At 62.5% G+C, this 12,279-nt stretch carries 11 protein-coding genes; 4 read left to right on the top strand and 7 right to left on the bottom strand.

Translation table 11 applies throughout. The features are described from left to right. Positions 1 to 228: 228 nt before the first annotated feature. Genes HCZ97_RS13350 through HCZ97_RS13320 form a run of 7 tightly spaced genes read right to left on the bottom strand, consistent with a single transcriptional unit; the run spans position 229 to position 6,173 of the window. On the bottom strand, positions 229 to 774 hold the full coding sequence (locus HCZ97_RS13350; RefSeq protein ID WP_167689213.1) for an NADPH-dependent FMN reductase: 546 nt from the start codon (positions 772 to 774) through the stop codon (positions 229 to 231). Between the two features lie 15 nt (positions 775 to 789). Next, the gene (locus tag HCZ97_RS13345; protein WP_167689212.1) at positions 790 to 2,103 is read right to left on the bottom strand and encodes a TRAP transporter large permease; all 1,314 of its coding nucleotides are present in this window, start codon (positions 2,101 to 2,103) and stop codon (positions 790 to 792) included. Then, positions 2,100 to 2,669, bottom strand: a complete 570-nt coding sequence (locus HCZ97_RS13340; RefSeq protein WP_167689211.1) for a TRAP transporter small permease subunit — start codon at positions 2,667 to 2,669, stop codon at positions 2,100 to 2,102. The genes HCZ97_RS13345 and HCZ97_RS13340 overlap by 4 nt, the downstream gene beginning before the upstream one ends. 15 nt (positions 2,670 to 2,684) lie before the next feature. Next, positions 2,685 to 3,764 carry a C4-dicarboxylate TRAP transporter substrate-binding protein gene (locus tag HCZ97_RS13335; protein WP_167689210.1) on the bottom strand — a complete coding sequence of 360 codons (1,080 nt, stop codon included), beginning with the start codon at positions 3,762 to 3,764 and terminating at the stop codon, positions 2,685 to 2,687. A gap of 23 nt (positions 3,765 to 3,787) precedes the next feature. After that, positions 3,788 to 4,186, bottom strand: a complete 399-nt coding sequence (locus HCZ97_RS13330; RefSeq protein ID WP_167689209.1) for a YciI family protein — start codon at positions 4,184 to 4,186, stop codon at positions 3,788 to 3,790. 26 nt (positions 4,187 to 4,212) lie between these two features. Beyond that, the gene (locus HCZ97_RS13325; RefSeq protein WP_167689208.1) at positions 4,213 to 5,358 is read right to left on the bottom strand and encodes a CaiB/BaiF CoA-transferase family protein; all 1,146 of its coding nucleotides are present in this window, start codon (positions 5,356 to 5,358) and stop codon (positions 4,213 to 4,215) included. An 11-nt stretch (positions 5,359 to 5,369) separates the two neighbouring features. Continuing rightward, complete coding sequence (locus HCZ97_RS13320) at positions 5,370 to 6,173, bottom strand: citryl-CoA lyase (RefSeq protein ID WP_167689207.1); 804 nt, start codon at positions 6,171 to 6,173, stop codon at positions 5,370 to 5,372. Positions 6,174 to 6,304: 131 nt separating this feature from the next. Between HCZ97_RS13320 and HCZ97_RS13315 the strand changes: the two genes are divergently transcribed. From HCZ97_RS13315 to HCZ97_RS13300, 4 genes are all read left to right on the top strand, one after another. Next, the gene (locus HCZ97_RS13315) at positions 6,305 to 7,168 is read left to right on the top strand and encodes a dioxygenase (protein WP_167689206.1); all 864 of its coding nucleotides are present in this window, start codon (positions 6,305 to 6,307) and stop codon (positions 7,166 to 7,168) included. Positions 7,169 to 7,173: 5 nt separating this feature from the next. Beyond that, positions 7,174 to 7,977, top strand: coding sequence for an IclR family transcriptional regulator C-terminal domain-containing protein (locus tag HCZ97_RS13310; protein ID WP_167689205.1), 804 nt, complete (start codon positions 7,174 to 7,176; stop codon positions 7,975 to 7,977). A gap of 60 nt (positions 7,978 to 8,037) precedes the next feature. Further along, complete coding sequence (locus tag HCZ97_RS13305; protein WP_167689204.1) at positions 8,038 to 9,555, top strand: amidohydrolase family protein; 1,518 nt, start codon at positions 8,038 to 8,040, stop codon at positions 9,553 to 9,555. Between the two features lie 280 nt (positions 9,556 to 9,835). Continuing rightward, on the top strand, positions 9,836 to 12,142 hold the full coding sequence (locus HCZ97_RS13300; RefSeq protein WP_167689203.1) for an AAA family ATPase: 2,307 nt from the start codon (positions 9,836 to 9,838) through the stop codon (positions 12,140 to 12,142). Positions 12,143 to 12,279: the final 137 nt, after the last annotated feature.

Raw genomic sequence — 12,279 nt, 5'->3', positions numbered from 1 at the left:
CCTGGGGCTGAGCCCGCTGGCACCTCGGGCGGATCCGGCGGCAAAAGGCCTGAGCTGAGGGCGGGAAGAGGACAGATATTGTGGCAGGGACGCACCCCACCACAATATAAGTCACGCAGAAAGTGCGATGGTCTTGGCCGGAGCCTGCCCGATCAGAGCGCGGGCTCCGGCGGAAAAGAAGATCACACCGGCCAGACGGCCTGCAGCTTTTCGCCCGCCAGTAAGCGGTCAGCCCGCCGCCGCGCCGCCCTTGCAGGCGGAAAGGAAGTCGCCCATCACCTCTTCGGCGAACTCCAGGATCGCGTCATCTTCCAGCATGCCGTCGACGACCTTGCCGTTGGCCATCGGCACGACGATCTCCTTGCAGGGATGGACCCGCGCCAGCATGCCGTTCAGCACGTACTTCAGGTGCGATTGCGCCCGCACCCCGCCAAGCGCCCCGCCCGAGGTCGAGACGATCAGGCAGAGCTTGTCCTTGAAGGGGGACTCGAAGGCCGGGCGCGACCCCCAGTCGATCGCGTTCTTCAGCAGGCCGGGAATGCTGTAATTGTACTCCGGCGACACGAAGACCACGCCGTCCGCCCCTTTCAGCTTCTCCAGGAAGGCCGCGACCTCCGGGTCGTCCTTTATGTCCGCGTTGTAATGCGGCAGGCGGCCGGGATCGACGGTGTCATGGGTGGTCCCCGCCGGCAGCCGCGCCGCCAGGGCGCGGGCCGTCGCCCGGGAAGAGGAGGCCTCTCGCAGGCTGCCGGGGATGAAAAGGATATGTGCCATGGGGCCTCTTTCGTTTCAAAGTCGTGCCAGCCACGTCGAGATCGACGGGAAGGCAATAAGGATCGCCAGCGCCACCACCATCGCCAGGACGAAGGGAAAGGCGCCGCGGAAGATGTCGCCGACCGAAAGCTCCGGATCGTCGATGGCGGACTTGATGGTATAGACTGATAGGCCGAAGGGCGGTGTCAGCAACCCCATCTCCACCGCGACGACGGTCAGAACCCCGAACCAGATCAGGTCAAACCCGGCGGCCTCTGCCACCGGCAGGGCGATCGGAAGGACGATCAGCATGATCGAGATGGAATCGATCAGGCAGCCCAGCAGCACGATCAGCACCAGGTAGACCAGCAGGAAGCCGAAGGGCCCGATGGAGCTGTCCAGGAACAGCGCCGCCAGTTCGCGCGGCACGCCGGACAGCGCCAGCATCCGGCTGAAGAAGGTCGCGGCGAGGATCAGGAACAGCACCGAAACGGTGATCTGCCCGGTCTCCACCATCAGGTTCCAGAGCGTGCGCGCCGGAAGGGCGCGGCGCATCAGGGCGATCACCAGCGCCCCGGCGGCACCGGCGGCCCCGGCCTCGGTCGGGTTCAGGAAACCGCCGTAAAGACCGCCCAGGACCACCAGCATCAGCGCCAGGATCGGCAGCGCCTTCCTGACGATTTCTCCAAAGGTGAAATCCTCGGACTCGGGCGCGTCATCGGGGCGGGCATAGACCAGCTCCTTGCGCCAGCCGGCCATCAGCAGGATCGTCGCGGAAAAGACCAGCGCCAGCAGGATGCCCGGGCCGATCCCGGCCAGGAACATGCGGCCCACGGATTCCTCTGCCAGCACCGCGTAGACGATCATCAGAAGCGAGGGCGGGATCATCATGCCCAGGACAGAGGATCCCGCGACCACCCCGGTGGCGAACCGCTTGGAATAGCCGTGGCGCGTCATCTCCGGCACGGCGACCCGGCTGAACACGGTGGCAGAGGCGATGGAGATCCCGGTGATGGAGGCAAAGACCGCATTGGCAAAGACCGTCGCGATGCCCAGGCCCGCCATCATCCGGCGCAGCATCCTCTGGAAGACGTCAAAGGTATCCTTGCCCACGTTGGACACGGTGACCAGCAAGCCCATCAGCACGAAAAGCGGCACCACCGCGTAAAGGTATTCGCGCAGGCTGTCGTTGCCCGCCGCGCCCAGCATCCGCAGGGCGACGTCATCGTTGCGGATAAGGGTCACCCCCAGGAAGGATACGCCAAGCATCCCGATGCCGATGGGCATGCCAAGGTAGATCAGGACCAGAAGGCCACCGACGGCGTAATAGCCAATCTCCAGCGGAGTCATCGTGTTACCTCTGCATAGCCTGCGGCGGCGCGGATATTCCGCACGGCGCGCACCGCGAATTCCACTGCCGCGACCGTCAGGCCCAGCAGGATGAAGACCCGGAAGGGCCATGTGGGCAGCGTGCCCAGGCCGGGGGTGCCGATGAACTCGCGCCGGTCCCAGTCCTTGGTCAGCACGCCCCAGGTGGCCCAGGCCATCAGGCCGATCATCCAGGCGCCGACCAGGCAGAAGAGCGCCTCGAGCGCCGCGCTGACGCGGGGCCGGCGCTGGCGAAGGGGATCAAGGAAAAGCCCCGCCCGCGCAAGGCGGTCGGCGCGGATGGTGGCCCCGAACTGCAGGCAGACGATCATCACCAGCAGCAGCGCGCCCAGCTCTGACACCAGGGGCAAAGAGGCCCCCATGCCGTTGCGCGCCACGATATCCGCGCAGATCAGCAGCATCAGGCCGGCGATCAGCGCGGTCCCGAAGGCCGCCAGCGCATTCACCACGCCGCCCCAGAGGCGACCGGCAAGAGCGCTGTGCCGGGATCCTCCGGCACAGGTTTGTTCATTTTTCGACTGGGTCACGTCAGGGACTCGCGATCAAAGCTCGTCGTCCCAGGCGCGCACCGGCTCTCCGCCACGCTCCCGCACGCCGTTGATGTAGGACTGCATGAACTCCCGCGCGGGCATGCCACGCTCTTCCAGCCCATCGGCCCATTCCTTGGCGATATTGGGCATCGCGGTCACCCAGGCCTTGCGGTCTTCTTCGCTCATCGGGGTGATCTCCACCGGGGTGGACTGGTCCGCGCCGGCTTCAAGCATCATCTCAAGCGCGGCGGCATGGCGTTCGTTCAGGTCACGCCCGTGGGATTCCGTGTAATAGGCCCCGGCCTCGATCATGGCCTTCTGCACGGGTTCGGGCAGCGCATCCCAGCTGTCGCGGTTGATCGCGACGGCCCCGGAGAAGGCGACGCCCATGTCGACCTTGGTCACATGCGGCGCGACCTCGTAGATCTTCGCGGGCAGAACCCCCAGCGCAAGGGACAGCACGCCATCGGAGACGCCGGTCTGGATATCGGTGTAGAAGCTGGTCAGCGACCCATCCACGGCATTCGCCCCGGTGCCGCGCAGCCAGTTGCCCAGCACGCCCGGCGCAGACAGTTTCATCCCGTCGAGATCGGCAAAGCCATCGATCGGCTCTGACGTGTAGACATCGTAGCTGTCCGTCCCGGTGAAGCCGAGCACCTTGAGGTTGTACTGCTCCCATTCCTCTCGGAAGGCCTCGTTGGTTTCAAAGAGCTCCTGCATGACCTCCAGCTGCAGCGCCGCATCGGCGGTGGTGAAGGGCGCGTAGGAAGACGCCTGGCTCATCGGCAGCTTGGCTGGCTCCAGCATGGAGAAGACCCAGCCGACATCCGTGATGCCCTGCTCGACCGAATCCAGCGTGGCGTTGGCCTTGTAAAGCTGGCCGCCGAAGGCCTCGTTCCAGTCGATCTGGTACTCGCCGGACTCCGCCAGGATCTCATCCGTGCGGGCCATGAAGTGGGTCTTGATCATGCCCACCCAGGGAATGACCGTCGGGTGGCTGGAGGCCACCGTAAGGCTGATCGTTTCCTGCGCGAAGGCCGCGCCGGGCATGACAAGCGCGCCGACAAGCGCGGTGCGAAGCAAGTAGTTCATGGTTTTCTCCTCCCAAAGAAAGTTCAGACGATCGCGAAGCTCTGGCTGGACATGTCGAGCCGGACCGTCACGGTGCCTTCGTTGATCATCCACGGGCGCACGCGGAATTCCCGCGCGCCCGCCTTGTGCATCGGATCGCCCTGCGCGATCCGCATTGCCTCTGCCCGCGACTGCGCGCGGATCACGACAAGCCCCTCGCCTTCCCAGCTTTCCTCGTCGTCGGTCCACATCGGCCCGGCGGCATAGAGGATGCCGTCCTTTTCCAGCTGCACCTGGAAGGCCAGGTGCTCTTCCAGGTGGTCAAAGACCGGACCCATCCCGTTGACCGGGCTGGTGAAGATGGCGAAGAGCTGCTTTTGCAGCATCTCCTTGCTGGCCTCTTTCACGTCCGCGGCCGGAACCGCCTTGATGATCTCTGTCATATGTCCCCCTCCCGAAGGTCTGCCGCCTAGCCGGCCTTGCGCCGGGCGACCTCGGCGCGCAGTTCCGCGCCGTGTTCGTCCAGTTGCGGCGGCGCCATCACCTCGGTCTCGGCGGCGCCGTCGAAGTTGTAGGGCGGGCGCACCGTGGTGAAGGTGCCGATCTCGGCACTTGGGGCGCTGACCTTGATGCCCAGGTGCTGTGCCTGCGGATCCTCCAGCGCTTCGGAGCTTTCGTAAGCCGGGGAATAGGGCACCTCGGCCGCGCGCAGCCGATCGCACCAGACATCCCGCGGCTCGCTGGCGAAGACAGGCGTGAAATGGGCAATCAGATCATCCTGGTGCTCGATCCGCTGCAGCCGCTCGGCAAAGCGCGGATCCTCCTTCAGCTGCTCCTGGCCGGTGGCCTCCAGCAGGCCTTCCCAGAACTTCTCGGGGCTGGAAAGATGGAAGGCGATCCACTTTCCGTCCGCACATTTAAAGGTGTAGCTTTGCGACACCGTGGGGCGCGACAGCGGGCCCATGACCTCTCCGACCGAATAGTAATGGGTGAAGCTGTCCAGGTTGAAATGGCACATCGCCTCCAGCATGGAGATGTCGATGCGCCGCCCCTTCCCGCCCCGCTCACGGTCAAACAGCGCCGCGATACAGGCCATGGAAGCATATTGCCCGGTGACCGCATCGGCGATGGCCGGGCCGATCACGCGCGGGTTCTCCGGCGGGGTCAGCAGCCGCAGGTAGCCGCTGGCGGCCTGCGCGACCGAGTCATAGACCGGCCGATCCTTTGCCGGCCCCGATGGCCCAAGGCCGGAAATGGCGCAATAGATCAGCTTGGGGTTCAGCTTGCGCAGCTCCTCTTCGCCCGCGCCCAGGCGCTCGGCCACGCCGGGGCGGAAGTTCTGCACGAAGATGTCCGCCGTCTCGATCAGCCCGTGGAAGACGGCAAGGTCCTCGGGATCCTTGGTATCCAGCGCGATCGAGCGCTTGTTGCGGTTGTAGGTCTGGTAATGGGGCGAATAGAGCCCGCCCTTGAAGGCCCGGAAGGGATCCCCGGTGCCGGGGCGTTCGACCTTGACGACATCCGCGCCCAGATCCGCCAGATGCATGCCGCAGGCCGGACCGGTGATATAGGTGCCCAGTTCGACGACGCGCACGCCTTTCAGAATCTTGACCATGGACGCTCTCCTCAGCCCTTGTTTTTCGACGACTTGGGGCCGTCATAGGTGATGGCCTTGTCGGCCTCGTTGGACATGATGAAGCCGATGGACCGCAGGCTCTCTTCGTAGAGATGCGCGGAAAGACCGGCGGCACGGGCCAGCAGCGGCACGGCCTTCACGGCCTGCAACGGGAAGCCTGCGTCCAGGATCGTGGCCGGGATCGCGCCGGACACGTTGATCGGCAGAGGCCGTCCCGTGATCTCGGGCGCGTGTTTGCCAAGGAGGCGCAGGCAGTCGACGTAGCGCCCGCTGACCTCGATATCATCCGCGATCTCCAGCAGGACATTGGCGCGGGGATCGCCGGAATCATGCTGCGGGTGGCCCAGGCCGGGCACCTTCTTCTTCGCTGCGGCACAGGCCTTCAGGCTGGCAATCGCCGCGGTTTCCACGTCCGTGTCATCGGCCTCGGCCTTGTCCAGCACCTCCTGCAGGAAATAGGCGGCGGCCTCTGACGACCCGGCGACCACGCTGCCCATGCCCAGCAGCCCGGCGGACATGGCCCCCTGCCAGGCGTCCGGCCCGGCCGCCAGCGTCATCCGCGCGGCCTGGACAGAGGGCACCAGCCCATGTTCGGCAATCGCCACAAGGCAGGCATCCATCATGCGGCGCTGCTTCGCCGTGGGATGTTCCCCCAGTACCAGCAGCCAGAAGTAATCGGTAAAGTCGATCTTCCCGATCAGCTCGTCGCACAGATCCTTGCCCCGCACGGTGATGCTTTCCGCGTCTGACGTCGCGATGGCTGTAAAGGACTGATCCTGTTTTCCGATGCGCATTACGCTTCCCTTTTTCGCATACCGAAATTATTTGCTCTTGCCGAAAGTGTAGGAGGCAGATTACGGTCCCGTCAAGCATCATTGTCGGGGGCAGGAGAGAGGCCTCGCGATGTTCGCAAAGGGAGAGAGACATGCGCGACATCAACCAGTACAAGATCACAGACGCCGTGAAGGAAAGCTTCGCGACAGAGCCGGGCAGCCGCTTCGAACAGCTTCTGCACGGCCTGATCGAGCACCTGCACGACTACACGCGGGAACAGGGCGTGACCCATGACGAATGGATGCGCGTCCTGAATTTTCTCTATGATTGCGGGCAGATATCCACCCCCGAACGGCATGAGTTCATCCTGCTGTCCGACGTGCTCGGCTTCTCTGCGCTGGTCGACATGATCAACACCCGGGGCGGCGCGACAGAGGGGTCGAACCTGGGCCCCTTCTACCTGGACGATGCCCCGGAAAAGAAACTGGGCGCCGACCTGTCCGAAGGGCGCGACGGCGCCATCGTGCTGGTTCATGGCAAGGTCACCGACACGCTGCACAAGCCCCTGCCGGGCGCGATCATCGACACCTGGCAGGCCGACGGCGCGGGCACCTACCCCATCCAGGAACAGGCTCAGGGCCAGGACAAGATGGACCTGCGCGCCAAGTTCACCACCGATTCCGAGGGGCGCTACTACTACACGACCGTGCTGCCCAAGCCCTATACCGTGCCCTACGACGGCCCCGTGGGCGAGCTGCTGCGCGCCGGCAACCGCCACGCCTGGCGCGCCGCGCACCTGCATTACATCATCCGCGCCAAGGGCATGGCGGACATCACCACCGAAGTCTTCTTCGAGAACACGGAATACATCGACAACGACGCCGTCTTCGGTGTGCGCAAATCGCTCATCGCCAAGGTGCAGCCCCTGCGCAAGGCCGACCAGTTCGACTACGCGCTTGACGTCAAGCCCGATGCGGTTTTCGAGTTCGACTTCATTCTCGCACCGGAAGGCTGAACCGATTGACCAATCCCGCTGACAAACCGTCCGAATTCGTCGACAGCCTGGCAAAGGGTCTCGCGATCCTGCAAAGCCTCGACGGATCCCGCCCAGAGATGACCCTGAGCGAGGTGGCCAAGACAGTGAACCTGTCCCCCGCCGCCGCCAGGCGCAGCCTGATCACGCTGGAGCACCTCGGGTTCATAGGACGCAGCGGGAAACGGTTTCACCTGACGCCGCGGATCCTGACCCTGGGCTCTGCCTTCTACGGCGCCACGGGGATCGAGGAAGTCCTGCAACCGGAGCTGCGCAGCCTGGTGGACACCTTCGGCGACGCGTCCTCCATCGCGACGCTGGACGGGCATGACGTGATCTACATCGCCCATGTCTCCGTCCAGCGGGCGCGGCGGGCGGCCGCGAATGTCGGGGTGCGCTACCCCGCCTTCGCGACCTCCATGGGCCGCGTCCTGGTCGCGGGCCTGCCGGATGCCGAACGCGAAGCCTGGCTGGCCGAACTGAAGCCGGAGGCGCTGACAGCCAAGACCTGCATCGACCCCGATCACTTTGCCAGGGAAATAGAGGAGGTCTGCCGGAACGGCTACGCCACCACCGTCGACCAGCTTGACTACGGGATCACCGCCATCGCGGTGCCCATCAGGAATGCCGAGGGGCGCACTATCGCGGCCCTGAACAGCTCCGGCTACACCGGCCTCGTCACGCCAGAGAAACTGGTAGAGGAACGCCTGCCGGAGCTGCGCACCACGGCCTCGCATATCGCACATCAGCTGACGCGCTACCCGGTACTCGGATCGGTGCTGGCCCCCTGATCCGGGAGCGATGCCGGAGACACCAACGACCTGACACACCGTTTCTGGAGGAGAGAAAACATGTGCAGACTCTGCGATCCCCGCCGCCCCAAGGCGCCATGCCCGTCACGGCGCGACTTCCTGAAAACCAGCGCCATCGGCGGTGCCGCCATGGCCGCCACCGCGACCTTTGGCACCAGTGCCAGGGCCCAGCAGGTGGCCGAAAGCACCATCCCCGAGGGCATGGGAGAGCCCGGTCGCCGCACCCTGATCCGCGGCGGGGTGATCCTGTCGATGGATGACGCGGTCGGCAACTTCGCCAGCGGCGACGTGCTGATCGAAGGCGACCGGATCGTCCAGGTGGCCGCCAGCATCGACGCCCCGGACGCCACCGTGATCGACGCCGCCGGCAAGATCGTCATGCCCGGCTTCATCGACACCCACCACCACCAGTTCGAAACCGCCCTGCGCAGCCAGCTGGCCCATGGCATCCTGGTGAACGACGGCCGCGAGGTGAACGCGACCAACTACTACGAAACCATCCTGCAGCAGTTCTCGATGGCCTACCGCCCCGAGGACGTCTACATCAACGAGCTCTTCGCCGGCATCTCACAGATCGACGCCGGGGTCACCACGGTGATGGATGTCAGCCAGATCCACCACAGCCCGGAACATTCCGATGCCGCGATCGAAGGGCTGGCCGATGCAGGCCGCCGCGCCGTCTTCGGCTATTTCGAGGGCCACGGCGACCGCTCCCAGTACCCGCAGGACGCCCGGCGCATCAAGCAGCAGTACTTCTCGTCCGATGACCAGCTGCTGACCATGGTCATGGGCGGCGAAATCTACCTGCCGGGGTACGAGACCTCCTGGGCCATCGGGCGCGAACTTGGCCTGCCCATCGCGCTGCATGTCGTGGGCACCTTCGGCATGGCCGGCACCTTCGACCAGCTGGCAGAGGCCGGCGAGTTCGGAGAGGACAACATCTTCATCCACATGACCGGCATGTCAGACATGGCCTGGCAACGGGCCGCGGACGCCGGCGCGCATGTCTCCCTTGCCGTGCCGATCGAGATGCACATGCGCCACGGCACCCCGCCGATCCAGAAGGCGCTGGACCTTGGCATGACGACCTCGCTGTCCTCGGACGTGGAATGCACGATGACGGCGGATCCCTTCACCCAGATGCGGGGCCTCATCACCCTGCAGCGCATGTTCGTGAACGAGGCCGCGCTCTCCGGCGCCCAGGACTACCCCGCGCTGATGCAATGCGCAGACGCCCTGCGCCACGCCACGATCGACGGTGCGAAGGGCCTGAAGCTGGACCGCGTGACCGGCAGCCTGACCCCCGGCAAGGCCGCCGATATCGTCCTGCTGGACGCAGAGGCGCTGAACGTCGCGCCCCTGAACAACGCGGCCGGCGCGGTTGTCACCCTGATGGAGCGTACCAACGTCGACACGGTCCTGGTCGCGGGCCGCCCCCGCAAGTGGCAGGGCCAGGTCGTCGGCTTCGACATCGCCCGCCTGCGCTCCGAACTGACGGCCAGCCGAGACTACCTGTTCGAGACAGCCGGCGTCGAACAGGACCTCTTCGCCCTCTGACCCCGGAAGGCCAAGCCCCCCTGCCGCCCTGATCACGGGATGAGATCCCCGTGGATCGGGGTGGCGGGGGGTGGTTGGTTGGGCGGGAAGCAGACCTTCGCTGCGCATGTCACGAACGGCAGCAGTGCGTAAGCTTGCAGACACGGCGCTTGTGGCCTCGGGCCGGGCTTTACACAGTGCTGTCAGGATTTGTCGCCAAAATGGATCAGTTGGCAACCGATCGTAATATGTGCAAGCATCTTCCTGCATTATGATCGCAAGAAATTATGACGGTAGGGAAATGCCAGAAACCATCTTTGTAGAGAAGCTTGTTCAGATCAGCGGTTTAGGCATTTGGCGCGACCACAAGTCTCATAGTCCTGACACCGATTTCACAAGAAAAACAATTATTTATGGCTTCAATGGGTCTGGAAAGACTAGCCTATCCCGCATTTTTGCCTCTCTGGAAGCAGATTCTCTAGCCAACGGAATCGATGAACGTGCAAAATTTCAGGTCAAGTTTTCCGACGAAACTACAGCAACCAATGCCAGTTTAGTACATCCGCTTGGAAACCAACTCCTAGTCTTCAACTCTGACTTCGTTTCCCGCAACTTTCAATGGGACGACGGTTCGGCGTTGCCGATCTTCCATATTGACGAAGAAAACATCGAAAAGGTTAACGAGCTTCGCCAGCTAGAAGCCGACCTGAAAACTGCCGAATCCGTGGCTCGCACTGCCAAGACAAGTCAGGAATCTGCAGAGAAAAAATATAAGGACAAAGGCACAGAAATAGGCGGACGCGTACGCGACGCCAGAGGTACTGGCTATACTCAGCAATTCAATAGAGGAAATGTCGACCGTGAGTACTCCGAAAAGCAGTTCACGGATCAAGACAAACTCACGGAGGACAGTATTGGCGAATGTCGTACAATCATTCGTCAGTCCGACCCACTCCCGAAAATTAACCTAGCCCTCGAACTGCCCGAGGGATTTCGGGACGAGGTGAAATCTGCTTGTGACCTGATTCAGCGGGACTTTTCCGCGCAGCTTTCGTCTGACCTCACGACCCATCCCAACATGTTGGCGTGGGTAGCTGAGGGTCATCACTATCACGAAGAAAACCAGCTCGCGTCATGCCTTCATTGTGGCAACGAGATATCAGACCAACGAAGGAAGACCTTGGCGGCAATGTTCAGCGAGAGCTGGCAGGAGCAAACAAACGCAGTCACAGCGGCTATTGAATGGTGCGAGCGGTCACGCTCGCTGCTGAGAGGATGGCTAGAGGACCTGCCATCACAGTCAGCCGTTCAACCCACTCTCGCCAAAGGTTTCAGCGAGGTCGAAAACGGCTTCCGGTCTGAGGTCCTTGCTAGCGGTAGAGCAATCAAGGAGCTACAAGAAGCACTTGAGGAACGCCAACGGAACCCTATGGCAAGTCAAAGCATTCCCGACAACGTGACAAAGCTCCTAGGCCATGACTGGTCAGCCAAGTTCATTGATGCCACACGCCCTTTGCTCACAGTTATCAGCGAGCACAATTCCATCAATGATCAGTTCAAGCAACGCAAGGATGACGCCGCAAATGCACTGAAGGCCCATGTGCTCTTGGCCGAACAAGCTTCATACCGCCAGCTGAAACGAAACGCGGCAGATGCCGAGGAAGATGTTCAAAAAACACGAGAAGCGGCGAAGACCTTGGAGGACAAGGCGGAAGCGTTGCGCAAGGAAATTCGTAAGCATGGAGTTGCGGCCGGCGAACTCAACAAACTGCTTCACGAGTACCTCGGCCACAACTCCATTCTGTTAGAATCCAAAGAAGAAGGCTACCAATTGGTTCGCGCGGATGGCTCGATTGCACAGAACCTCAGCGAGGGCGAGAAAACCGCGCTAACATTCTGCTTCTTTCTAACTCAATTTAGTGCCGAAGGTCGGGATAAGAAGAGTCTCGTTGTTGTAATCGACGACCCGATATCGAGCCTTGACGGCAATGCCCAGACCTATGCGTTCGGCCTGATTAAGAAGCACACGAAACGTGTCGCACAGGTCATCTTGCTGACCCATAACCTCAAGTTCATGCACATGGCGAAGCGATCCTTTTTCCGAGGTGTCAATTTCGCGGATACGGTGCCTCAAGGGCTGCTTTTCGTGGATTGCCGTGACGATGAAAAAGGCAGTCGAGAATCAGCGTTGGTGAAGATGCCATCGCACTTGGCGAAGTACGATTCGGAATACCAATACCTTTTCTCAGTCGTATTCGAGGCTTCGGACAAGCAGAGCGCCGACTATCTATATCTTTTGCCAAACGCGATCCGGAAGCTGCTGGAGATATTCACGGCATTTGCTGCACCGGACAAAGCTAGTTTCGCCGAGGCATTATTCGACGACTCCGGGAAGATAAAAGGGTTAAATCAGGCGGAAATGAACCAGCTCGAGCGAGTGTGCCAAATCGAGTCGCATGGTGACATTGAGGCAGTGAATTCGCTTCCCGCGCTTACCGTGGAGGAGAGCCACCGCGCCGCAAATGGTGCAATGAAGTATATTCGGGAGCGTGATAAAAAGCACTACGATGCGATGTTGCGGATAGTGCAAAAACCGGTCGCTGAGTGAAAGCCTGCCTTACTATGCTACTAAAGCCTGGATGTGGGGGCTCGCCTTGACCAGGCGCGACAGGTAGCCGTGGGCTGTAAGCCAGCCATCCGCCGCCCCTGGCGTGAAGGTCCGCAATGGGCCGAACAGAACAAACC

Origin of the sequence: Pseudooceanicola sp. HF7 (genome assembly GCF_011806405.1) — a bacterium.
Lineage (GTDB): Bacteria > Pseudomonadota > Alphaproteobacteria > Rhodobacterales > Rhodobacteraceae > Pseudooceanicola.
This window is presented reverse-complemented; position numbering and strand designations above follow the sequence as displayed.